Annotated in this window: 20 protein-coding genes and 1 other annotated feature (1 of these 21 running past the window's edge); of the genes, 15 read left to right on the forward strand and 5 right to left on the reverse strand. The window is 41.4% G+C overall.

Going from position 1 to position 25,018, the window contains the following annotated elements; translation table 11 throughout:
• Positions 1–58 (forward strand) — a binding site (T-box leader); it begins 172 nt to the left of the window's first position.
• A 112-nt stretch (positions 59–170) separates the two neighbouring features.
• From pheS to H8S51_RS09805, 4 genes are all read left to right on the forward strand, one after another.
• Positions 171–1,190 carry a phenylalanine--tRNA ligase subunit alpha gene (pheS, locus tag H8S51_RS09790; RefSeq protein WP_117920887.1) on the forward strand — a complete coding sequence of 340 codons (1,020 nt, stop codon included), beginning with the start codon at positions 171–173 and terminating at the stop codon, positions 1,188–1,190.
• Between the two features lie 25 nt (positions 1,191–1,215).
• Entirely contained in the window at positions 1,216–3,633 is a 2,418-nt protein-coding gene (gene pheT, locus H8S51_RS09795; protein WP_186898808.1) for a phenylalanine--tRNA ligase subunit beta, read from the forward strand.
• 84 nt (positions 3,634–3,717) lie between these two features.
• Positions 3,718–4,755, forward strand: a complete 1,038-nt coding sequence (gene queA / locus H8S51_RS09800; protein ID WP_186898807.1) for a tRNA preQ1(34) S-adenosylmethionine ribosyltransferase-isomerase QueA — start codon at positions 3,718–3,720, stop codon at positions 4,753–4,755.
• 31 nt (positions 4,756–4,786) lie between these two features.
• A complete protein-coding gene (locus tag H8S51_RS09805) occupies positions 4,787–5,128 on the forward strand; it encodes a PilZ domain-containing protein (protein WP_117920884.1) in 342 nt (113 codons plus the stop codon).
• Between the two features lie 86 nt (positions 5,129–5,214).
• Here H8S51_RS09805 and H8S51_RS09810 read toward each other — a convergent pair whose 3' ends face one another.
• Positions 5,215–7,161 carry a right-handed parallel beta-helix repeat-containing protein gene (locus H8S51_RS09810; RefSeq protein WP_241070671.1) on the reverse strand — a complete coding sequence of 649 codons (1,947 nt, stop codon included), beginning with the start codon at positions 7,159–7,161 and terminating at the stop codon, positions 5,215–5,217.
• 485 nt (positions 7,162–7,646) lie between these two features.
• On the opposite strand from H8S51_RS09810, the gene H8S51_RS09815 reads away from it, so the two are divergent.
• Positions 7,647–9,335: an AAA family ATPase gene (locus H8S51_RS09815; RefSeq protein ID WP_186898806.1), complete on the forward strand. Its 1,689-nt coding sequence runs from the start codon at positions 7,647–7,649 to the stop codon at positions 9,333–9,335.
• A gap of 86 nt (positions 9,336–9,421) precedes the next feature.
• Here the strand turns inward: H8S51_RS09815 and H8S51_RS09820 are convergent, their stop codons facing one another.
• A complete protein-coding gene (locus H8S51_RS09820) occupies positions 9,422–10,519 on the reverse strand; it encodes a prephenate dehydrogenase (protein WP_186898805.1) in 1,098 nt (365 codons plus the stop codon).
• 349 nt (positions 10,520–10,868) lie between these two features.
• Between H8S51_RS09820 and H8S51_RS09825 the strand changes: the two genes are divergently transcribed.
• Together H8S51_RS09825 and H8S51_RS09830 are read left to right on the forward strand one after the other, a co-directional pair.
• Positions 10,869–12,962 (forward strand): elongation factor G, encoded by a 2,094-nt coding sequence (locus tag H8S51_RS09825; protein ID WP_186898804.1) that lies wholly within the window; start codon positions 10,869–10,871, stop codon positions 12,960–12,962.
• A 108-nt stretch (positions 12,963–13,070) separates the two neighbouring features.
• On the forward strand, positions 13,071–14,396 hold the full coding sequence (locus H8S51_RS09830; protein ID WP_241070672.1) for an InlB B-repeat-containing protein: 1,326 nt from the start codon (positions 13,071–13,073) through the stop codon (positions 14,394–14,396).
• A 56-nt stretch (positions 14,397–14,452) separates the two neighbouring features.
• Here H8S51_RS09830 and H8S51_RS09835 read toward each other — a convergent pair whose 3' ends face one another.
• Both H8S51_RS09835 and H8S51_RS09840 read right to left on the reverse strand, forming a co-directional pair.
• Positions 14,453–14,731, reverse strand: a complete 279-nt coding sequence (locus H8S51_RS09835; protein WP_117921369.1) for a hypothetical protein — start codon at positions 14,729–14,731, stop codon at positions 14,453–14,455.
• Positions 14,732–14,760: 29 nt separating this feature from the next.
• Complete coding sequence (locus tag H8S51_RS09840; RefSeq protein ID WP_117921370.1) at positions 14,761–15,087, reverse strand: hypothetical protein; 327 nt, start codon at positions 15,085–15,087, stop codon at positions 14,761–14,763.
• Positions 15,088–15,256: 169 nt separating this feature from the next.
• Here H8S51_RS09840 and H8S51_RS09845 point away from each other — a divergent pair, with 169 nt between their 5' ends.
• On the forward strand, positions 15,257–15,421 hold the full coding sequence (locus H8S51_RS09845) for a hypothetical protein (RefSeq protein WP_241070673.1): 165 nt from the start codon (positions 15,257–15,259) through the stop codon (positions 15,419–15,421).
• A gap of 148 nt (positions 15,422–15,569) precedes the next feature.
• Here H8S51_RS09845 and H8S51_RS09850 read toward each other — a convergent pair whose 3' ends face one another.
• The gene (locus tag H8S51_RS09850) at positions 15,570–15,794 is read right to left on the reverse strand and encodes a chorion class high-cysteine HCB protein 13 (RefSeq protein WP_117921372.1); all 225 of its coding nucleotides are present in this window, start codon (positions 15,792–15,794) and stop codon (positions 15,570–15,572) included.
• 313 nt (positions 15,795–16,107) lie between these two features.
• Here H8S51_RS09850 and H8S51_RS09855 point away from each other — a divergent pair, with 313 nt between their 5' ends.
• From H8S51_RS09855 to alr, 7 genes are all read left to right on the forward strand, one after another.
• Positions 16,108–17,496 carry a beta/alpha barrel domain-containing protein gene (locus H8S51_RS09855; protein WP_015560518.1) on the forward strand — a complete coding sequence of 463 codons (1,389 nt, stop codon included), beginning with the start codon at positions 16,108–16,110 and terminating at the stop codon, positions 17,494–17,496.
• A gap of 10 nt (positions 17,497–17,506) precedes the next feature.
• Complete coding sequence (locus tag H8S51_RS09860) at positions 17,507–18,166, forward strand: GntR family transcriptional regulator (RefSeq protein ID WP_117921374.1); 660 nt, start codon at positions 17,507–17,509, stop codon at positions 18,164–18,166.
• Between the two features lie 14 nt (positions 18,167–18,180).
• On the forward strand, positions 18,181–19,392 hold the full coding sequence (locus H8S51_RS09865) for an NADP-dependent isocitrate dehydrogenase (protein WP_186898803.1): 1,212 nt from the start codon (positions 18,181–18,183) through the stop codon (positions 19,390–19,392).
• A complete protein-coding gene (gene abc-f, locus H8S51_RS09870) occupies positions 19,389–21,326 on the forward strand; it encodes a ribosomal protection-like ABC-F family protein (RefSeq protein WP_186898802.1) in 1,938 nt (645 codons plus the stop codon). The genes H8S51_RS09865 and abc-f overlap by 4 nt, the downstream gene beginning before the upstream one ends.
• A 124-nt stretch (positions 21,327–21,450) precedes the next feature.
• Complete coding sequence (locus tag H8S51_RS09875; protein WP_118209033.1) at positions 21,451–22,104, forward strand: redox-sensing transcriptional repressor Rex; 654 nt, start codon at positions 21,451–21,453, stop codon at positions 22,102–22,104.
• A gap of 86 nt (positions 22,105–22,190) precedes the next feature.
• On the forward strand, positions 22,191–23,753 hold the full coding sequence (locus H8S51_RS09880) for an NAD(P)H-hydrate dehydratase (protein ID WP_186898801.1): 1,563 nt from the start codon (positions 22,191–22,193) through the stop codon (positions 23,751–23,753).
• A 32-nt stretch (positions 23,754–23,785) separates the two neighbouring features.
• Positions 23,786–24,955 carry an alanine racemase gene (gene alr, locus H8S51_RS09885; protein WP_117921382.1) on the forward strand — a complete coding sequence of 390 codons (1,170 nt, stop codon included), beginning with the start codon at positions 23,786–23,788 and terminating at the stop codon, positions 24,953–24,955.
• Positions 24,956–25,018: the final 63 nt, after the last annotated feature.

Here is a 25,018-nt window from a genome sequence, read left to right on the forward strand (position 1 = left end):
TGCCAGCTACTATGGCAGAAAGAATCAGGGTGGTACCGCGGAATCATTCGTCCCTGGACGAATGACTCCGCGTTTTTTGTTGCTGAAACAAATCCATCACAGGAAATTGTGTCACAAAAATAATTTGTAAGACAAATATCTGAAAGAAATAATGCAGAATGGAGATTATCATGAAAGAAAAATTGCAGAAAATCAGAGAAGATGCGATCCGTCAGATCGAGGCATCCGGCGATCTGTCAAAATTGAATGATGTGCGTGTTGCAGTTCTTGGAAAAAAAGGAGAACTGACCGCCGTATTAAAGAGTATGAAAGATGTCAGTCCGGAAGAACGTCCATTAGTCGGACAGCTTGTCAATGAGACAAGAGAGAGCATCGAAAAGATCTTAGATGAAACAAAGAAAAAATTAGAGGCAGCAGAGTTAGATGCAAAACTCCGCAGAGAAGTTATTGATGTGACACTTCCTGCAAAGAAAAATAATGTCGGACACCGTCATCCAAATACGATCGCATTAGAAGAAGTAGAGCGCATCTTTACCGGAATGGGATACGAAGTAGTAGAAGGACCGGAAGTAGAGTACGATTATTATAACTTTGAGGCACTTAATATCCCGGCAAACCATCCGGCAAAAGACGAACAGGATACTTTCTATATCAATGACAAGATCGTACTTCGTACACAGACATCTCCGGTACAGGTCCGCGAGATGGAAAAAGGAAAACTCCCGATCCGTATGATCGCACCGGGCCGTGTATTCCGTGCAGATGAGGTAGATGCGACACATTCTCCGTCTTTCCATCAGATCGAAGGACTTGTTGTTGACAAAAACATTACGTTTTCTGATTTAAAGGGAACACTTGCAGAGTTTGCAAAACAGTTATTTGGGCAGGACACAAAGGTAAAATTCCGTCCGCATCACTTCCCATTTACAGAACCGTCCGCAGAGATGGATGTAACCTGTTTTAAATGTGGCGGTAAAGGATGCCGTTTCTGTAAAGGAGAAGGCTGGATCGAGATCTTAGGCTGTGGTATGGTACATCCGCGTGTACTGCGCATGAGCGGTATTGATCCGGAAGAATACTCAGGATTTGCATTCGGTATCGGATTAGAGCGTATTGCACTGCTCAAATATGAGATCGACGATATGCGTCTGCTCTATGAAAATGATCAGAGATTTTTAAATCAGTTCTAGGAAAAAGATAGGAGAATATAGCATTATGAATACTTCATTAAAATGGATCAAAGATTTAGTTCCTGGTCTTGACTGTACACCACAGGAATATATGGATGCCATGACTTTATCCGGCTCTAAAGTAGAAGGATATGAGAACATGGATGAGGATCTTGATAAAATTGTGATCGGACAGGTAAAGAGCATTGAAAAACATCCGGATGCAGATAAACTTGTCATCTGTCAGGTAGATATCGGAACAGAGACGATCCAGATCGTAACAGGAGCTCCAAATGTAACTGAAGGCTGCAAAGTGCCGGTCGTATTAGATGGCGGAAAAGTTGCAGGCGGTCATGACGGAAGCAAGACTGAGGGCGGTATTAAGATCAAAAAAGGAAAACTGCGCGGTGTGGAGTCAAACGGTATGATGTGCTCGATCGAGGAACTCGGTTCTAACAGAGATATGTTCCCGCTTGCACCGGAAAATGGTTTATATATTCTGCCGGAAGATGCTCCGGTCGGAGAAAATGCAGTAAGTTATCTGGGATTGGATGATACGGTTGTTGAGTATGAGATCACTTCAAACCGTGTAGACTGTTTTTCCATTCTTGGTATTGCGCGAGAAGCTGCAGCTACATTCGGAAAAGAATTTGTTCCTCCGGTTGTGCCAGAAACAGGTAACAATGAAGATGTCAACGATTACATCAAAGTATCTGTAAAGGATGACAAACTCTGCTCCCGTTACACCGCAAGAGTTGTAAAGAATATCAAGATCGCACCGTCACCGGAATGGATGCAGTGCAGACTGCGTGCGCAGGGAATCCGCCCGATCAATAACATTGTAGATATCACAAACTATGTGATGGAAGAGTATGGACAGCCGATGCATGCCTATGACCTTGACACGATCGAGGATAGAGAGATCGTTGTGAGACGCGCTGCAAAGGGTGAGCAGTTTGTGACTTTAGACGGTCAGGAACGCACTTTAGATGATTCTGTACTGATGATCTGTGATGGAAAGAAAGCCATCGGTATTGCAGGTATCATGGGTGGAGAAAATTCCATGATCACAGACAATGTAAAAACAATGCTGTTTGAGGCTGCATGTTTCGATGGAACAAACATCCGTCTGTCCGGAAGAAAGATCGGTCTGCGTACCGATGCTTCCGCAAAATTTGAAAAAGGATTAGATCCGAATACAGCGATCGAAGCAATGAACCGTGCATGCCAGCTCATCGAGGAGCTTGGTGCCGGAGAAGTTGTCGGCGGCGTTGTGGATGTTTACCCGAATGTCAAAGGGGATAAACGTATTCCATTCGAGCCGGAGAAATACAACAAACTTCTTGGAACGGACATTGCAAAAGAGACAATGCTGGCTTATTTCTCAAAGATCGACCTCGGCTATGATCCGGCTTCGAATGAAGTGATCGTTCCATCCTGGAGACAGGACTTAGAGTGTGACGCCGACCTTGCAGAGGAAGTGGCAAGATTCTTCGGTTATGACAAGATTCCGACCACACTGCCAAGCGGTGAAGCTACCACAGGAAAACTTACCTTCAAACTCCGTATTGAGGCAGTAGCAAGAGAGATCGCAGAGTTCTGCGGATTTTCACAGGGGATGACGTATTCCTTTGAGAGCCCGAAAGTATACGATAAATTATTATTGCCACAGGATTCACCGCTCCGCAAAGCGGTTGTGATCAGCAATCCGCTCGGAGAGGATTTCTCTATCATGAGAACGGTTTCCTTAAATGGTATGCTGACATCACTTTCCACAAACTTTAACCGCAGAAATAAAAATGTGCGTTTATACGAGCTTGGAAATATTTATCTGCCAAAACAGGTACCTGTAACAGAGCTGCCGGAAGAGCGCATGCAGTTTACACTTGGTATGTACGGAGAGGGTGACTTCTTTACCATGAAAGGTGTGATCGAGGAATTTCTCTACAAAGCAGGCATGAAGCTGAAACCGGAATATGATCCAGAATCCGGAAAACCGTTCTTACATCCGGGACGTCAGGCAAATGTTGTCTATGATGGTACCGTGATCGGTTATCTCGGAGAGGTTCATCCGACGGTTGCTGCAAATTATGCGATCAAAGAGCGTGTTTATGTGGCAGTACTAGATATGCCGGAGATCGTATCCCGCGCATCTTTCGACCACAAGTATGAAGGAATCGCTAAATTCCCGGCTGCAACCAGAGACATTTCCATGGTTGTTCCGAAGAAAGTGCTTGCCGGTGATATTGAGAAGATTTTTGATGAAAAAGGCGGCCAGTTCTTAGAGAAATATGATCTGTTTGATATCTATGAGGGAGCACAGATCAAACCGGGATATAAATCAATCGCATATTCTTTATCTTTCCGTGCAAAGGACAGAAACTTAGAGGATGCCGATATTACCGGTGCAATGGATAGGATTGTAAATGCACTTGAGCGTGTCGGTGCTGAATTAAGAAAATAAAACAAAAAGCATATGCATGTAAGTAGTGCCTGATCCGGTTTTCTGCCGGATCAGGTATTTGTAGTATATTGAATGAGGATTATCATGGATGTAAAAGATTTTTATTATGACCTGCCACAGGAACTGATCGCACAGGACCCGTTAGAGGACCGTTCCAGTTCGCGGCTGATGGTATTGGATAAAAATACCGGTGAAGTGACACATCGTGTTTTTAAGGATATTACAGATTATTTAAGACCGGGAGATTGTCTGGTTATTAATAATACGAAGGTAATACCTGCAAGACTTTATGGAGTAAAAGAGGGCACACAGGCAAAGATCGAGATTCTTTTATTAAAACGTAAAGAGAATGATATCTGGGAAACACTTGTAAAACCAGGAAAAAAATGTAAAGTTGGAACAAAGATCATTTTTGGCGAAGGACTGCTGATCGGTGAGGTTATTGATATTGTTGAAGAGGGAAACCGGCTGATCCAGTTTCATTATGAAGGGATTTTTGAGGAAATCTTAGACCAGCTTGGACAGATGCCGCTGCCGCCTTATATCACACATCAGCTTCAGGATAAAAACCGTTATCAGACGGTATATGCAAAATATGATGGTTCCGCCGCCGCACCGACAGCAGGACTCCATTTTACACCGGAGCTTTTAAATAAAGTACGGGAAATGGGTGTGGAGATTGCAGAAGTAACACTTCATGTAGGACTCGGTACTTTTCGTCCGGTCAAAGAAACAGATGTTCTGAAACACCATATGCATTCTGAATTTTACCGGATCGAGCAGTCACAGGCAGATAAGATCAATCATGCAAAGGAAACCGGACATCGTGTCATTGCAGTAGGAACTACCAGTACACGTACTTTGGAGGCAGCTTCGGATGAGAATGGTTTCCTGCGCGAGACAAGCGGGTGGACAGAGATTTTTATTTATCCGGGGTATCAGTTTAAAGTCATTGATTCTCTGATCACGAATTTTCATCTGCCGGAGTCTACACTTGTGATGTTAGTTTCTGCGTTAGCAGGCAGAGAGCATGTGTTAAGCGCATATGAGATTGCGGTAAAAGAAAAATACCGTTTCTTTAGTTTTGGGGATGCTATGCTGATCACAGATACCACAGTTTAGGTGATTTACAAAAGAGAAGGAGTATTATGGAATGGAAGAAAAAAGACATCATAAGCGTTTAAAGATCGACGTTTCCATCCAGTTAGAACGTCTGACAGAAGATGGAACAACGACATATGATTATACGCAGGTCGAAGTTACGGATGTTTCGCGTGGTGGAATCGGCTTTTTGTCCAACGAACCTTTGGAAGTTGGGGGATATTATAATACTAAGATCCAGATATGGACGAAAGAAGTGTTCGATGCGGTCATCGAAATCGTGCGTAAACAGAAACTGGAGGATGGAACAGACAAATATGGAGCAACTTTTATAGGCATGTCCGACACGGATGCGATAAAAATTGATATTTATCAGGTGTTTCGTGAAGCATAAGTGTTTCAAGGATGAAGTGATAAGCAATATAATTGAAGAGGGCCTGACAGATTATTTTTAAATAATCTGTCAGGCCCTTTTTGAGGTTATGCCTCATAAGAATTTACGGTGATAGTATAACTGCTCGTACCTTCCACATAAGTGGTTCCATCGGTACTTTTGACGGTAACGGTATTGCCGTCCGCGTCAGTGATAGTTCCCTTGCAGGTTAAAGATGAGAGAGTGCTGTCACCATCAACGATCCAGGTGGAACTGCTGTCGACCGTCAGATCTGCATAACCGTCGCCTCCATTTCCGGCATTGCTTTCATCCTGAACAAAACTTCCTGTCCAGGTACTTTTATTTTTAAGAGAAACATCCAGTTGGCTGATACTGTCCCAGATGATCTTTCCTGCCATGGTCTGGGAATCTGCAGTAAATTCACAGTCAGCGCCGTTGGCACCGGAAGAACCCCAGCCCCGGGCATTGCTGTTTCCGGTACATTTTAACAGGAAATCATTGGAATCAGAATAACTTAAATCTACGCCTGACAAATAAAAGGTACTTTCTGTATTGGTGGTGTAGAACATGCCTCCGTTTTTAGAAGTCAGACTTCCTCCTGTCATGGAAAAATCGCTGTTTCCAACTTCGGAATCACCGGACATGCTCTGATAGAGGATGACGGTCCAGTTACAGTCATTCTGCTCGTTTTCCGGAATGTTGCCGGTCAGATCACAGTCTGTTAATTTTAAGGAGTTCAGACCTTCAATACAGACTGCTTCCGATCCGTTTGCTGTTAAAGAAGCATTTGAGATAGAAATATCTGCAGTACAGTAAACAGCCGGAGAACCGGTTCCGTTTGAGGTATAGCTGCCACCGTCTACCGTCATGGTTCCGCCTCCACGGTCACTCCGGATTGCCGCAGAAGATTCGCCGTTCGTTGTCACGGTCAGATTTTTGGCAGTGAGTGTACCACCTCCTGCAACATGAATACCGCCGGATGTATCCTGTGTGGTTGTGATTGTACTGTCAGAAACCGTAACATTTCCGTTACCATAAGAAAAGATGCCTGCACCACCGGCAGAATCTGTCGTGATCGTTGCATTGTCTACAGATACTGTTCCGTCAGTTGCCAAAAGACCGGCACCTACTCCGTAAAAACTGGATGAATCGCCACCGGTACTATCAGAGGAAGTGCGGTCTAATGTGATATTTTTTAAAGTCACATTCGCTCCATTTGATACAAGGATCGCATTTTCATCAGATCCTGTGGAAGAGAAAGAAGCATCCGAAACTTCGGTATCTTCCGTGTATTCTGTTACTGCATTGTAGGATTCCGGCTGGGAGGAAGCGCTGCCTCCCGGTGCGCCGCCTCCCGGAGCGTTGCCTCCGTCAGAAATTGTTACTGTTGCCGCATTTCCATCATCATCGAAGGTGATCGTTACCATAGTGCCTTCTGATAAAGCGGAAAGTGTGGTTTCATTTCCATCTTTGTCATAATAGACGGTGGAATCGGTCAGATTGATCGTCTCGGTTGACATATTGCCCATATCCGGTGTGCCGCCGTTGTCGGAAGGGGCAGAAGTGTTGTCGCTACTTGGCTGATTGTCAGGGGTTTCGGTGGAATCTGTGCCATCAGAGTCTGGTTTGTCAGCCGGAGCAGAGTTATTGTCACTGCCATTGTCGTCACTCGGCGGATTGCCCGGTGCTTTGCCCTGATCGTTGTTATCGGAATCAGGCTTGTCAGCCGGAGCGGAACCATTGTCGCCGCCGTTATTATCATCCGGTGGATTACCCGGTGCTTCGCCCTGACCACCGCCCGGCATGGTAGCAACCGTGATCGTGCTGTCGGTAATTTCGGAAATCATTCCAATGATCGCATTTTCATCTGATTTTGTATCGGTATTTTCAGTAGACGCTTCTACGGTACTTTCCACCGAAGAAGAGGTGCCTATGGTATTGTCGGTGTCTGTACTATTGGTTGTACTGCCGCATCCGGAGAAAATCAGTGTTCCTGCCAGTGCGATACATAGTAATGCTTTTTGATATTTCATAGTGTTTTTCACTCCTTTTTTGTTGATAGCTGTATTCTATCGGGGGAATGTGATGGTTAGATGAAGTGGGATTGGAAGTTATGTGAATTTAAAGAGAAGGTTGTGTGGAAGAGAAGCTGGAATACCTTTTTGAAAGTAAAAAAGTTATTTGAAAATTTTTTTGAATTTTATGAAATTTACTATTGTAGATTTTATAAAAGTGTGCTAAACTATATTTGTATCCATGAACTAGTTTATAATGTAAACAGTTCAACTCAAGAGGCTGTATTCCTGATTAACGTCAGGGATACAGCTTTTTGACTGTTATGGAATCGTTTAAAAGACTGAAGATGTGAAAATTTCAGATAAAATTCAAGTAGTCATTACAACGAAGAAAAGTTGATATTACTACCCGAAATTGATACTATGATTACAGAACAAGCGGTTGTAATAAAAAGTCCTTTGCCATAAGGCGGGGGACTTTTTAAAAAAGAAGGGAAGCAGACATGAGACCATTACCGGTTGGAATTGACAGTTTCGAAAAATTAATTCAGGAAAATTATTACTATATTGATAAAACTCTGCTGATCAAAGAGCTATTAGAGCTGAAAGGCGAGGTAAATCTGTTTACCCGCCCCAGACGTTTTGGCAAGACGCTGAATCTGAGCATGTTACAGTATTTTTTTGAAGATACAGGAGATGCGGAGCAGAATGTGAGAAACCGTGCATTATTTACTGGCTTAAATATTATGAATGCAGGGGAAGAATATATTTCACAGATGGGGTGTTATCCTGTTATTTTTCTTACATTAAAGTCTGCAAAACAAAGGAATTTTAAAGCAGCTTATTTTAAACTGAAAGAAGAAATTTCTGAAGAATTTAAAAGACACGAGAAACAGATAATGAGCGGTAATATCTCAGAGGATGACAGAACTCTGTTTTATGAAATTGCGTCAGGAAAAGCGGACAGGGAGGTATATTCCGGTTCTTTAAAGACATTAAGCAGGCTGCTTTATCAGGTGACCGGGCGAAAAGTGATCATTCTGGTTGATGAATATGATGTACCGTTAGAAAATGCATATTTTTCCGGATTTTATAATGAAATGATTGACTTCACCCGGTCGTTGTTTGAATCTGTGTTAAAAACAAATGCGTATCTTCAGTTTGCAGTCATTACAGGCTGTCTTAGAATATCGAAAGAAAGTATTTTTACCGGTTTGAATCATTTGAACGGTATTTCGATTCTGGATAAACAGTACAGCGAACATTTTGGATTTACAGAGCAGGAAGTAAAGCAGGCAATGATTTCCTATGGTGTGGAAGATCGTTTTGCAGATATGAGAGAGTGGTATGATGGATATACTTTCGGAAACCGGGAAGTATATAACCCGTGGAGTGTCATCAAGTTTTTATATGATCTTGTGGCGGATCAAAATGCATTCACACGTCCGTACTGGGTAAATACCAGTTCAAACGATATTGTAAAAAATCTTGTACTGCGTGCCGACAGGGAAACAAAAGGGCAGATTGAGACGCTTCTGGCAGGAAATACATTGGATATTCCGGTTCATGAGGAAATTACTTACACGGATATTTATGAGAATGATGTGAATTTATGGAATTTTCTGTTTTTTACCGGGTATCTGACTAAAACAGATGAATACATGGATGATGGTATCATTTTTCTGAAAGTCCGGATACCGAATCAGGAAGTGAAAATGATTTATAAGACCACAATACAAAACTGGTTTCGGGAAAAAGTAAAGAAAACAGATTTCCATGATCTGTATCAGGCGATGGAAACGGGAAACGCGGCGCGTATGCAGGAGATTCTGAATGAACAGTTGTTAGTAACAATCAGTTATTATGACAGTGCGGAAAGTTTTTATCATGGTTTTCTTGCCGGGATTCTAAGCCAGAGCAGCAATTATCTTGTTGAGTCGAACCGTGAATCAGGGAAAAGACGATATGATCTGATGGTAAAAAGTCCGTCGCTCAGAGGCAGGGCATTTATTATAGAAGTAAAAGTGTCTTCTGGAATTGATGAATTGGAAAATGATGCAGAGAAAGCGGTGCGTCAGATTTATCAGAAAGGATATAAAGAGGCACTTTTAAAGGAAGTTTATAAGACAATTGACTGTTATGGGATTGCTTTTTACCGGAAGGACTGTGAAGTTTGGTATGATGGAAAATAATATAGAATGTATGCTGCCAGGATGAGATATTTCATTATCATGCGCAGAAAAAATGCCGTACGATCAACCGACCGTACGGCATTTTCCTATCTTTCGTAAATCGTATAATGATGTTTCTTAAGCAGTGCGACTGCCAGTGCTAACGATTCCCTGTCATACATTTCAAGTCTCAAGACACCGCCTTCAAATTCACGGTTATGAATGATGCCGATGTTTTTTATGCTTAAATTATTGCTTGCAAGGATCGTGGCGACGGTGGCAATCCCACCGGTCTCATCGATCAGATCTAAATATAATTCGTAAATATTCTTTAAAGCGCCTTTTGCCGTAATAGTGATAGAATCACGGTAATCCTTTGCAGCAGTAAAGGCATCTAACAAAGCTGATTCATCTGCATCTGCGATATTGATCCGCATTTTCTCCAAAGTATGAATATAACTGTCCAATAATTTTAAAATCTGTTCCTGGTTGGACAGGCAGATATTTTCCCACATGACAGGAGAGGATGATGCAATTCGCGTGATATCTTTAAATCCTCCGGCTGCAATGGTTTTCATGATCTCATTTTCATCATCTGATTCACGAACCAGATTTACGAGACTGTATGCGATCACGTGCGGCAGATGGCTGATCGCTGCGGTAGCATAATCGTGCTGTTCGTATCCTAAAACAAGTGGAATCGCACCGAGAGAACGCACCAGTTCTGTCAGCTCTTCCACGGCGGGAGCAGGACTTTTTTCGGTTGGTGTGATAATATAGTAAGCATTTTCCAAAAGTGTTTCTGAGGCGTTGGAAAGACCGGTTTTCTCAGATCCCGCCATCGGATGCCCGCCAATAAAGTTAGCTTCAAGACCTAGCTTTTCTACTTCCCTGTGAATCTCTGTCTTGACGCTTCCGACATCTGTGATAATGCAGTCCGGTGAGATCACATCTTTTAACTGCTGCAGATATTCGATATTTTTCCTGGTCGGCGTGCACAGAAAAATATAATCGCAGTCTGAAAAATCTTTCAGTTCACACGGTGTATTGTTTACGATTAAATGTTCTTTATAAGCGTCGTCAACCGTCTTGGTATGATGTGCTGTAGCGATCATTGTGAGTTCCGGATGAAGTGCATGCAGTTTCTTTGCAATGGAACCACCGATGAGTCCGAGCCCGATAAAGCCGATTTTCTGAAGTGACATATATGGAAATCCCCCTGTTAGATGTTAAAATTCTATTCTTATAATTCTTTACCTATCATAGACATAAATCACAAGAAAGTCAACACGTTAAAGTACAAAAGTGTATATTGCATAAAAAAATAATCAAAGTTTGGACGAAATGTGAACACTATGTAAACATTCCATGCAAATGGTAAAAAAATATTTAAAATGCATACATAATATATAAACAAATTTTGGGTAATATAAAAATAGTTAGTAAATATGAATAAATAAGTTGTAATAAATGTTTAAATTTAGTAAAATATAACCATACAGTGAATGCCGCTTTAGAGGTATCGACTAAAAAATATGTATTGGAGGATTTGCTATGAACGTTTACACAACTGATAAGATTCGTAATGTGGTTCTGCTTGGACACGGTGGATGCGGAAAAACAAGTCTCGCCGAGGCAATGGCTTATCTTGCGGGGATGACGACACGCATGGGAAAAGTCACTGATGGAAATACGATCAGTGATTATGACAAAGAAGAAATAAAACGTCATTTTTCCATCAACACATCCGTGATACCGATCGTCTGGGGTGATACAAAGATCAATATCCTTGATACACCCGGTTATTTTGATTTTGTAGGAGAAGTAGAAGAGGCAGTCAGCGTTGCGGATGCAGCAATTATCGTAGTATCCGGTAAGGCAGGCATTGAAGTCGGCACAAAAAAAGCATGGGAGTTATGTGAAACATATAAACTGCCACGCATGGTATTCGTTACAGATATGGATATCGATGAAGCAAGTTACAGACAGGTGGTAGAAGATTTACAACAGCTTTATGGTAAGCGGATCGCACCTTTCCATCTTCCGATCCGTGAAAACGGACAGTTTGTCGGATATGTCAATGTATTACAGCAGCGGGCAAAACGCTGGAATGACAACGGCGAAGTGGAAAAAGCAGAAGTTCCTGAATATTCCAAAGAAAATCTTGGTATCTGCAGGGAAGCGCTGATGGAAGCTGTTGCGGAGACAAGCGAAGAATTCATGGATCGTTATTTTGGCGGTGAAGAATTTTCTGAGGATGAGATCCGTCAGGCACTCCGCGTCAATGTATCCGATGGAAGCATCGTTCCTGTGCTGATGGGTTCAAATATCCTTGCACGTGGTATGTATACCCTGATGGTTGACATTGTAAAGTATCTTCCGAGCCCGGAAAAACGTTCCTGCACCGGAATCAATGCAAAGTCCAACGAGGTATACAATGCAGACTATGATTTTGCAAAACCAAAATCAGCATATATTTTCAAGACGATTGCAGATCCATTCATTGGAAAATATTCATTGATCAAGGTAAATTCGGGAGTAATCAAAACAGATGATCTCCTTTATAACCAGCATAAAGATACAGAAGAAAAAATCGGAAAAATTTATATACTCTGTGGAAATAAACCGGAAGAAGTAAAGGAGCTGCACGCAGGAGATATCGGAGCATTAGCAAAGCTGACGAAAGCAGCTACCACGGATTCCCTCTCCACAAAGGCAAACCCGATCCTGTATATAAGAACCCAGATCTCCACACCATATACCTATAAACGTTATAAGGCGGTCAATAAAGGAGATGAAGATAAGATTTCACAGGCATTACAGAAACTGATGCTTGAAGATCTTACATTAAAAGCAGTCAATGACAGTGAAAACGGCCAGACATTATTATATGGCATGGGTGACCAGCACTTAGAAGTTGTGGCAAGTAAACTGTTAGAAAGATACAAGGTTCAGATTGAACTGAAAAAACCAAAAGTAGCATTCCGGGAGACCATCCGTAAGAAAGCGGATGTGGAATACAAGTACAAAAAACAGTCCGGAGGTCATGGACAGTATGGTCACGTCAAGATGACATTTGAACCTTCCGGGGATCTTGAAACACCATATGTATTTGAACAATGTGTTGTCGGTGGAGCCGTTCCGAAGAACTTCTTCCCGGCGGTGGAGAAAGGAATCCAGGAAGGCGTGCAAAAAGGACCGATGGCAGCTTATCCGGTGGTAGGAGTAAAAGCAGTTTTATATGATGGCTCTTATCATCCGGTAGACTCTTCTGAAATGGCATTTAAGGTTGCAGCACTTCAGGCATTTAAAAAAGGTTTCATGGAGGCATCACCGATCCTGTTAGAGCCGATCGCATCCTTAAAGGTTGTTGTACCTGACAAATATACAGGTGACATCATGGGAGACTTAAATAAGCGCCGTGGACGCGTACTTGGAATGAATCCGACAGAACACGGTTATCAGGAGATCGTAGCTGATATCCCATATATGGAATTATATGGATACAATACAGATTTACGTTCTATGACCGGTGGAAGCGGAACCTTTTCTTATGAGTTTGCAAGATATGAACAGGCTCCTTCTGATATTCAGGAACAGGAGATCGCAGAAAGAGCAGGCAAACTCGATAACACGGACAATTCATAAAAACTTCTTTGAAAAATAAAAGAAGCAGGTCTTCCCGGAAAGCAGAGCAAAAAACACAGACTGGCTGTAATACCAGCTGGTCTGTGTACAAAAAAGGGAGGAATGGGTATGCAGTTTGGCAGAAAAATTTGCAAAGAATTATTTGTAATTTTATATGTATTTATTTTTCTTGTAAGTGATCCAAAACTGGTTCGTGCCTGCAGTATTATCATCCTCCCGAATGCTTCACAGGAGACCATTGCAAGTGATGATATCACATTAGACCTCTTTGCAGGAGAAAATCCATCGGAATATCATATCGTATATGAAGTAAATGGTGGCATTAACAGTAGTAATAATACAAAAAACATCAAAAAGGAAGAACTTCCGTTTACCTTGGATGTGCCGGTTAAGATCGGATATAATTTTGCCGGCTGGTATGCAGATTGCAATTATTCCAGAAAAGTTACAACAATTGATGAGGACAGTCCTGCTAATATGGTGCTTTTTGCAAAATGGACAAAAAACATCGATAATCATTATAATGTAGAAATGTATTCTTACCAGACTGGCACGATCCGTGATAGCAGTCAGAAAGAGTTAAAGGAATGTTCTTATACTTTTTTGGATTCTCTTTCGATTCCGGGAATGCCTTCTACCAGAGAAAAAGATTATAAGGACAATTTGATCAGCAGTTCCAGCCAGTGTATGCAGGGACTTTGCTTCACACCGGATTATATTCTTATCACAGCCTATTCAGAAGATCGTAAAAATTTAGGCTCGTTAATGGTATTTGACCGTGAGAGTGGTGAATATCTTGTGACACTTGGCATGAAGAAAGAAAGTCATCTTGGAGGTATTGCTTTTGATGGTGAAAATGTCTGGATCTGCCATTCTAATTCCAATACATTAGAGCGCATTTCCTATGAATATATCACAACAATTGCAAATGATGTACCGGGGTATTGTATTGATGCATCCGCTTTGTCAGATGAATATCGTCTGAAAAATACACCATCCTGCATTACCTGCTACGGCGGAAGACTCTGGGTTGCTACACATACCAGATTTTTTGATTCCGAAATGTATTCTTACAGTTACGATAAAGAAGCGGATAAACTGACAGCAGTCAGCAGTTATAATCTTCCAAGCAAGGTGCAGGGCGTGGCTTTTGATGATAATGGCTCTATTTATTTAAGTACCTCTTATGGAAGAAACAATTCTTCTTATTTGAAAGTTTATGCGTCTCTCCTTGCACTGGATAAAAAGCCAAATGATCCAAAGGTAAAAGTTGAGATGCCGCCTTGCTCAGAGGAAGTTGCGATTGCGGATGATACGGTATTTGTTTTATTTGAATCTGCGAGTGCAAAATATTTTGAGGGTACAGACGGTATGGGAAAAAGTCCGGCACCGATTGACAAGTTGTTAGAAGTGAGTGTTGCTTCAATCTGGTAAAACTAAATCAAACAGCAAGCAGATAGAAAAGGGATGGAGTGTTTCCATCCCTTTTGTCAGCTTTGTTTCCGTTCTTTCATAAGACGGATGATCTTATCCGCCTTATCCGCCTCTTCTTTCGACATGTTTTGTTTTAACAGGGCAATTAACATTTCTGTTTCCGGATCAGTAAACTGGATATTGTTTGTCTTTGCCGCATTCATGGTGCCAAGGAGAAATGGCATCATATCTTTAATATTTGTTGGCTTTTCTTTTGAAGCAAAGTTCATTAAAAACTGCAGTTTTTCGGGTGACATATTTTTCAACCCCGGATTATTCCAAAAATCATTTTCCATATTTTCCCTTTCAAAAGATTTAAGATATTTTATGCAAAAATCGTCTCATATGTTTCCATCATGGAAATCATATTCGTAAGCATATCAAGTGTTTCGAGTTCCTTATCCGTACAGAATTTCCGGAGATCGTTCAGCATAGCAAGCGTGGAATTTTCTTCTTCGCTGACAGAGCACATAGACATGACTTTATCTTCCTGATTAAATACCTGGATGGTATTCTGTAATTCCATATATTTGATCAGAATGGCAAATTGTTTTTTCTGGTCGCCTTTCATATAAGGAATTGCTGTTTTTAACATCTGCAGTTCTCGGGTCTGTGTCATATTATCAAATGGCGTGAATGAATTTTGTTCCATAAAAATCTCCATTCTTGTGTGTGAAAAAAGTTTTTTTCACTCGAATGCCTTTTTCTTTCAGTTTATGAATCAGAAAAATAGATTATGTCAGCTATTATGCAGATTTTAGGATGGGTTTAGTGACGATGTCAGGCAGTCCGGCATAAAATAAACAGGGAGGAATAAAAATATGCTGATTATTGATGGAAATAGTGTTTATGAAATAGATGAGGAGTGTGCCAGAAGAAAGAAAGTTCCGAAAGAATGTGGAATTTATGAGAAGATGATACAACAGCAGAAATGGGAAAAAGATCAGGAATATACAGATAAAAATCAGAATGAAAAATACTCATAATATCGATGATCTATGAATCAGGAAAGAATCCTGCCCGGAGGGCAAAAAACGTCTCGCCTGTAACGGGCAGAGACGTTTTTGGTATAAACAATAGAATGATACAGGGCGACCGGCAATACCGGCCGCCTGTATGGAATGGATGCTCAGACTAGCAGAAGCATCCTCCGCCATTTCCACCACATCCGCCGCAGCAGAAGAGAAGCAGGATGATCCACAGACAGTCATTACTGCCACCACAGCCATTATTTCCACCACAGAATCCGCCGTTACCGCCACAGCAGCATAATAAGATGATGATCCAGAGAATGGAATTGCATCCTCCCTCGTTACAGGAACATCCACCACCACAGTTTGTTGCAGCTAAATCACTCATATAAAACCTCCAGAAATTTTTCTTACACTGTATCTTATGTGAAAGCCAGATAAGTGTTACAAATCTGAAAAAATTTTCTGTTAGGTTTAAAGGAATATACAGGATGCATATTTTAACATATTTATAACTGCAAGTTATAGAAAATATAAAATTTTATGCCTTGACAAATAAGAGAAGAAATGTATAGAATATAGAAAAAGTATAATTGTATACAATTATGCATGAAAAAATATTCACTCTAAAAGTAAAAATATGCATTCATGGCATAGGTGTCAATGGCACAAGTGCCATGGCAGAAAGAAGGATTTACGTTATGAGAGAAGTTGTAATGAATAAGAAAACGAATCTGCTGCAGCTTGAAGAGCATTTTTATCAGTTAGCAGATGTGAAAGAACCAAATGTATTCCATAATCTGTTCCCGTATGATGAGATCCCAAAGATCGCATTCAATGACCGAATTGTACCACATAATATGCCGGAAAATATCTGGATCACAGATACGACATTTCGTGATGGACAGCAGTCAAGGGCACCTTATACAACAGAACAGATCGTGACGATCTATGATTATCTGCATCGCCTGGGTGGACCGAAGGGTCTGATACGACAGAGTGAATTCTTTTTATATAGCAAAAAAGACAGAGATGCCGTCTATAAATGTTTAGAGCGCGGTTATAAATTTCCGGAAGTTACAAGCTGGATTCGGGCAAGCAAACAAGACTTCCAGTTAGTAAAAGATATCGGCCTGCGTGAGACAGGTATTCTGGTAAGCTGCTCGGATTATCATATTTTCTATAAAATGAAAATGACAAGAAGAGAGGTCATGAATCTTTATCTGAGTGTCATCCGTGAGTGTTTGGAAACAGGTATCAGTCCACGCTGTCATTTGGAGGATATCACAAGATCTGATATTTACGGTTTTGTAATTCCGTTCTGTGTGGAGCTTATGAAGCTGATGGATGAATATAAGATTCCAATCAAGATCCGTGCCTGCGATACTATGGGATATGGAGTGAATTTCCCTGGTGCTGTGATTCCGCGAAGTGTACCGGGTATCATTTATGGTCTGACCACACATGCAGGTGTACCTTCTGAACTGATCGAATGGCATGGTCATAATGATTTCTATAAAGCAGTTAATAACTCTACGACGGCATGGCTTTATGGAGCCAGTGGTGTCAACTGCTCCCTGTTCGGTATCGGAGAGCGTACCGGTAACACACCGCTTGAGGCTATGGTTTTTGAATATGCACAGTTAAAGGGAACACTCGATGGTATGGATACCACAGTGATCACAGAGCTGGCGGAATATTTTGAAAAAGAGCTTGGATATGTGCAGCCGAGCCGTACACCGTTTGTCGGCAGTAATTTTAACGTTACAAGAGCTGGAATCCATGCGGACGGACTTCTGAAAAATGAGGAGATCTATAATATTTTTGATACCGGAAAATTCTTAAACAGACCGCCATTAGTATCTGTTTCCAACACATCCGGTCTTGCAGGAATTGCTCTCTGGATCAACTCATATTATCATCTTCCGAAAGATAAGAGTGTCGATAAGAACTCAGAACTTGTAAAAAAAGTAAAAGTCTGGGTAGACAAGCAGTATGAGGATGGACGTGTTACGGTACTGACGGATAAGGAATTAGTAGAAGAAATTGAAAAATGCTGTAAGGAATTAAATGTAACAATAGGAGCATGAGGTGTCATATATGGGAGAGGATAATTATTCCTTAAGTTCCCGTGTGTTCCATACGATCCGTGAGAATATTTTATCCGGAAAATATGCGACAGACGAAGAACTGAAGGAAAAAAATATCGGCGAAGAGTTAGGCGTCAGCCGTACTCCGGTGCGTGAGGCGCTCCGCCAGCTTGAACTGGAAGGATTAGTCACCATCATTCCGAATAAGGGTGCTTATGTTGTAGGTATTTCCAAGAAAGATATTCAGGATATTTACGAGATACGGTCACGTTTGGAGGGACTGTGTGCAAAGTGGGCTGCGGACAATATCACAAAAGAGCAGTTAGATGAACTGGATGAAAATATATATCTGTCTGATTTCCATGCAGCAAAAGGAAATTCAGAACAAGTCGTGGAATTAGATAACCGTTTCCATGAGATTTTATATAACGCTTCTGACAGTAAAGAGCTGAAACATGTGCTGCTTGATTTTCATCATTACGTGCAGCGTGTACGTAAAATCACACTTGCAGATCCAAAACGTTCTGTGCAATCGAATCAGGAACACAGACAGATTGTGGAAGCATTAAAAAAACATGATGCCAATCTGGCAGAAAAACTTGCAAATGAGCATATGATGAACACCATTCACAATATGGACAATTACGGATGGGACAATTTATTTCAATAGAAAAGGAGAACATAATGGAAAAAATCAAAATGACAACACCACTGGTAGAGATGGACGGAGATGAGATGACAAGAATCCTCTGGAAAATGATCAAAGATGAATTACTTCTGCCGTTTATTGATTTAAAAACAGAGTATTATGATCTTGGATTAGAGCATCGTAATGAGACAAATGATCAGGTTACCGTTGACTCTGCCAATGCAACAAAGAAATACGGTGTTGCTGTAAAATGTGCAACGATCACACCAAATGCAGCCCGCATGACTGAATATAATTTAAAAGAAATGTGGAAAAGCCCGAATGGTACGATCCGCGCCATGTTAGATGGAACGGTATTCCGTGCACCGATCGTTGTAAAAGGGATCGAGCCATGTGTAAAGAACTGGAAAAAACCGATCACGATCGCGCGTCATGCATATGGCGATGTATATAAAGCAACTGAGATGAAGATTCCTGGAGCAGGCAAATGTGAGCTGGTATATACAGCGGAAGATGGTACAGAGACGAGAGAACTGATCCACAACTTTACCGGAGCAGGCGTTGTTCAGGGACAGCATAACCTTTGCAATTCCATTGAAAGTTTCGCAAAAAGCTGTTTTAATTATGCACTGGATACAGAACAGGATCTGTGGTTTGCAACAAAGGATACGATTTCAAAAAAATACGATCATACCTTTAAAGACATTTTTCAGGAAATCTTTGATGCAGAGTACAAAGAAAAATTCGAAAAAGCAGGTATTACCTATTTTTATACATTGATCGATGATGCAGTTGCACGTGTAATGAAGTCTGAGGGTGGTTATATCTGGGCATGTAAAAATTATGATGGAGATGTCATGAGTGATATGGTTTCAAGTGCATTTGGTTCACTTGCCATGATGACTTCTGTATTAGTTTCCCCGGATGGATATTATGAATATGAAGCTGCACATGGAACGGTACAGCGCCATTATTACAAACACTTAAAAGGTGAGGAGACATCCACAAACTCTGTTGCAACTATTTTTGCATGGACAGGTGCACTTAAGAAACGTGGAGAACTTGATTCTAACCAGGCATTATCTGATTTTGCAGAAAAACTTGAAAAGGCTTGTATAAAGACCATTGAAGATGGTAAAATGACAAAAGACCTTGCGCTGATTACTACAAATCCGAATCCGGTTGTATTAAACAGCGAAAATTTCATCAAGGCAATCAGAACAACATTAGAGGAAAGTTTAAAATGATTTTGTCATGTCAGAGTATCTCAAAGTCTTTTGGAACAGATGAGATCTTAAAAGATGTATGTTTTCATATTGAAGCAAACGAAAAAGCAGCGATTGTCGGCATCAATGGTGCCGGCAAGTCTACGCTGCTTAAAATTATTATGGGCGAAGAAACGTCCGATACCGGTGAAGTGATCCTTGCAAAAGATAAAACAATCGGTTATCTGGCACAGTATCAGGATGTATCGGGGCACAGAACCATTTATGACGAAGTTCTTAATGCAAGAGCTGACATCCTTGAAATGGAACAGAAACTCCGCAATATGGAGTCAGAAATGAATCAGCAGACCGGTGGGGAACTGGAAAAACTGATGGAGGTTTATCATCGTCTGAGCCACGAATTTGAACTGCAGGGCGGATATGCATACCGGAGTGAAGTAACCGGTATTTTAAAAGGACTTGGTTTTTCGGACGAAGATTTAACAAAGCAGATGAATGAATTGTCCGGAGGACAGAAAACCAGGGTTTCGCTTGGCAAACTCTTAGTCACAAAGCCGGATGTATTACTTTTAGATGAGCCGACAAACCATCTGGATATGGAATCGATCCGATGGCTTGAGAATTTTCTGCGTGCATACAAAGGTGCTGTTGTGATCGTGGCTCATGACCGTTATTTTTTAGACAGAGTTGTCACGAAAGTAGTTGAGATTTTCCAGCATAAGGCTTATGTATATCAGGGAAATTACTCGGATTTTGCGAAGAAGAAAGCAAAAGTCCGTGAAGATCTGTTAAAACAATATTATAATCAGCAGCGTGAGATCAGACATCAGGAAGAAGTTATCACAAAGTTAAAATCGTTTAACCGTGAAAAATCCATCAAGCGTGCGGAGAGCCGCGAAAAGATGTTAGACAAGATAGAACGTATTGAAAAACCGGTTGAGGACAATACAGACATTAAGATCGTGTTAGAGCCAAATGTGGTCAGCGGAAATGATGTCCTTACGGTGTCAGGTCTTGCAAAATCATATCCGCCGGTTACATTGTTTTCGGATATCTCATTCGAGATTAAACGTGGGGAGCGGGTAGCACTGATCGGCAATAACGGAACCGGGAAAACGACCATCTTAAAGATCATCAATAATCTGATACAGGCAGATGGTGGTACGGTAACACTTGGTTCGAATGTTCACATTGGATATTACGATCAGGAACATCAGCTTTTACATATGGAAAAAACCATATTTGAAGAGATCTCAGATGCTTATCCAGAGCTGAACAACACAAAGATCCGCAATGTACTGGCAGCCTTTTTATTTACAAATGATGATGTGTTTAAGCGGATCTCAGATTTAAGCGGTGGTGAAAGAGGCCGTGTCTCTCTGGCAAAACTGATGCTTTCAGATGCTAATTTTCTTATTTTAGATGAGCCGACAAACCATCTGGACATTACATCCAAGGAAATTTTGGAATCTGCATTAAACCAGTATACAGGAACGGTATTTTTTGTTTCACATGACCGCTATTTTATCAATCAGACAGCAACAAGAATCCTGGAGCTGACAGGTGAAACAATTGTAAATTATATCGGAAACTATGATTATTATCTGGAAAAACATGATATTATGACGCAGTTGTATGTGAAACAGCCAGAAACTTCAGATGTGCAGCCTAAGAAACAGGATGATGCCGTTAATAAGCTCGACTGGCAGGCACAAAAAGCAGAGCAGGCAAGGATTCGTAAAATTGAAAACAGTTTAAAAAAAGCCGAGGAAGAGATTGCCGCACTTGAAAGTGAAATAAGCATGATCGATGAAGAATGTGCAAAGCCGGAAAACGCAGTTAATTCCGCAAAATTAAATGAGCTTGCAGCAAGACAGCAGGAGTGCAGGGAACGACTGGAAACCTGCTATGAAACCTGGGAAGAGCTGTCAATGCAGTTAGATGGAACTGATTGATGATATTTCCTGACAAAACAGAAAATATCTTATTGAAAAAAGATAGTTAAATTTTTCACACATTGACAGACACAGGGGAAATCACTATAATAAACGAGAGAACGTAAGAAAGGTGGAACCTTTTGTGCAGGAAAAAGAAATATCACAGGCAGTTATCCGGAGAATGCCGCGTTATTACCGCTACCTCGGAGAACTCTTAGATGCCGGTGTAGAACGTATATCATCCAATGATCTGAGTAAACGAATGAATGTGACCGCATCCCAGATCAGACAGGATCTGAATAATTTTGGTGGTTTTGGCCAGCAGGGTTATGGTTATAATGTAAAGTTTTTATATGAGGAAATCGGTAAGATATTAGGTTTAAATGAAAGACACAATATTATTGTGGTGGGTGCAGGTAATCTTGGACAGGCACTTACAAACTATGTGAAATTTGAAAAACTTGGTTTTGTGATCATAGGACTGTTTGATGTAAATCCTGCATTGGACGGTGTGACCGTGCGTGGAATCAAAATCCGCATGCTGGATGAATTAGAGAGTTTCTGTGCAGAAAATCAGGTGGATATTGCGGCGCTTACTATGCCAAAGGAAAAGGCTGATGCCATTGCAAACAGACTAGTCGGACTTGGAATCCGCGCAATCTGGAATTTTGCGCATGTAGACCTGGAGCTCATTGATAAAAATGTTGTTGTAGAGAATGTACATCTTTCCGACAGTTTGATGCAGTTATCTTACAACATTGTCAGAAACAAAAAAGCAGAAAAAAACGGCAACTGAAAAGGGTGCCATAAATTCAGGAAGCAATTAGCTGCCGCACAGATCTTTGTGCGGCGTTTTTTGCTTATAACAGGGGGTTTATTATCATGAAGTATCTTGTAAACAGCAGGGAAATGCAAAAATATGACGCAAATACCGTTTCACATTTTAAGGTTCCGGGACTTCTTCTGATGGAGCGTGCAGCAATAACATTTGTAAATGAACTCCATAAGCAAAAAGTCGATCTCTCAGAAGTTCTTATCGTATGCGGTAGCGGAAATAATGGTGGAGATGGTCTTGCGATCGCCCGCCTTTTATTTCTGGAGGGACATACTGTTACAGTTGTTTTTGCTGGAAATAAAGATCATTGCTCGGAGCAAAACAGAATCCAGCAGGATATTTTAAATGCATATGGTGTTCCTGTCTATACGGATTTACCGGAACAGATCAGACCAACAACTGTCATAGATGCACTATTTGGTGTAGGGTTGTCGAGAGACGTGACTGGTACTTATGCAGACATATTATGTTGTATGAATACACTTCCGGGAGAAAAAGTGGCAGTGGATATTGCATCCGGAATTTCTGCAGATACAGGTGCTGTCCTTGGTATGGCATTTCGTGCAGATATCACGATCACATTCGCATTTGCGAAATTAGGCAGTATTCTCTGGCCGGGAAATGAATATGCCGGCAGAGTGATCGTATGTGATATCGGTATCACGAAAGAAAGCTGGCTGGGAGAGACACCGTCAGTAATGGCATTGGAAACGAAAGATATATTGCTGCTCCCGGAGAGAAAAAGTCATTCTAATAAAGGAAGCTATGGAAAACTTTTGCTGATCGCAGGAAGTGTCAATATGGCAGGGGCGGCAGTTTTATCTGCAAAAGCTGCTTACGCCACAGGATGCGGTCTGGTGCGTGTGCTGACGCCGGAAGAAAACAGGATTATTTTACAGAGCTGTGTTCCAGAGGCGGTTCTTACTACTTATGATAAAAATGCTGCTCCGGGGAAGGCTGTATTACAGGAGGCTTTTGATTGGGCAGATGCCATTGTGGCAGGTCCCGGGCTTGGGAAAGAAAAAACTGCTGCACAGATATTAAATTTTGTGTTAGAATATGGAACGTCACAGGAAAAGAAAGCAATTCTTTTTGATGCGGATGCGTTAAATCTGATAGCAGAGCAGAATGACTTACCAGAGGCAGATATCTGGAAAAATTTTAAAATCCCGGCAGTGATCACACCTCATCCCGGAGAGATGAGCCGGCTTACCGGAAAAACAGTCAGTGAGATCCAGCATCATTTGCTTCAGACTGCTGCGGATTATGCAAAAGAATATCACGTTGTATGTGTCTTAAAAGACGAACATACCGTAACTGCACTGCCGGATGGTAAAAAATACCTGAATCTTTCCGGCAATTCCGGAATGGCAACAGCAGGAAGCGGAGATGTGTTAAGCGGTGTGATCGGTACATTTATGGCACAGAAAATAACACCTTACCAGGCGGCTCCTCTTGGGGTATATCTTCATGGCCTGTCCGGTGATCTTATGATACGCACAACGGGGTTACAGGGGCTTACAGCCTCAGATCTGATCTGTGGTATTAAAAAAGTTCTGAATATTTATACTACAAAGCCGGTCGATAATGAACAAAAATTCGTTGAATAAAAAACGGTACACAAAATAGATGGAGGATCAACATGAACAGATACAGCAGAGTGCATGCGGAAATCGATCTGGATGCAATTCTACACAACATGGATGCGATGCGCGGAAACATTGCAAAAGACACAAAAATTATGGCTGTCATTAAGGCAGATGGCTACGGACATGGTGCCGTAGAGATTGCAGAGACGATTGAAAAACTGGATTATCTTTATGGTTATGCAGTTGCCACGGTTGAGGAAGGACTTATCCTTCGTAATCACGGAATCCAGAAACCGATCCTGATCTTAGGATATGTATTTCCGGACCAGTATGTGGATATGATTAAAGCAGGTATCCGTCCAACCGTATTTACAAAAGAGATGGCAGAAAAACTTTCCGTTGCCGCAGCAAGTATCGGAAGAGACTGCAAGATCCATTTCGCGATCGATACCGGAATGAGCCGGATCGGTTATCAGGTCACAGAAGACGCAGCAGATGAGATGGCACAGCTTTCAAAACTGCCGCATATTATAGTGGAGGGTATTTTTACCCATTTTGCGAAAGCGGATGAAAAAGATAAGGAACCTACCTACCAGCAGATCGGTCTTTTCAAGAAAATGATCGGCATGTTAGAAGACCGTGGCGTAAGTATTCCGATTCATCACTGTTCAAACAGTGCAGGGATTGTCGATATTCCAGATGCAAATATGGATATGGTCCGCGCCGGCATCACATTGTATGGCATGTGGCCGTCTGAGGATGTAGATAAGAATGCGATCAGCCTGAAACCTGCATTGACACTGGTGACACATGTGGCATATGTAAAGGAACTTCCGGCTGGCAGAGCAATCAGTTATGGGGGAACTTATGTCACAACAGAGCCTTGCATAATCGCAACAATTCCGGTTGGTTACGCAGATGGCTATGCAAGAGGCCTTTCAAATAAAGGATTTGTTTTGATCCATGGAAAACGTGCACCGATTCTTGGCCGTGTCTGCATGGATCAGTTTATGGTTGATGTTACCGACATTCCGGATGTTAAAAATGAAGATGAAGTGATTCTCATTGGCAGAGATGGTGATGAGTGTATCACTATGGAAGAAGTCGGTGACCTGTCCGGACGATTCAATTATGAATTCGCCTGTGATCTTGGAAAACGTATTCCACGTGTTTATATCCATGGCGGAAGGATCATTGGCACGAGAGATCATTTTTCAGAATAACAGGAAGAAATGGAATACACCAGTAAAAATTGGCAATACTATCCGTAAAGTAAGAAAAATGGA

The organism is Roseburia rectibacter, assembly GCF_014287515.2.
Lineage (GTDB): Bacteria > Bacillota > Clostridia > Lachnospirales > Lachnospiraceae > Roseburia > Roseburia rectibacter.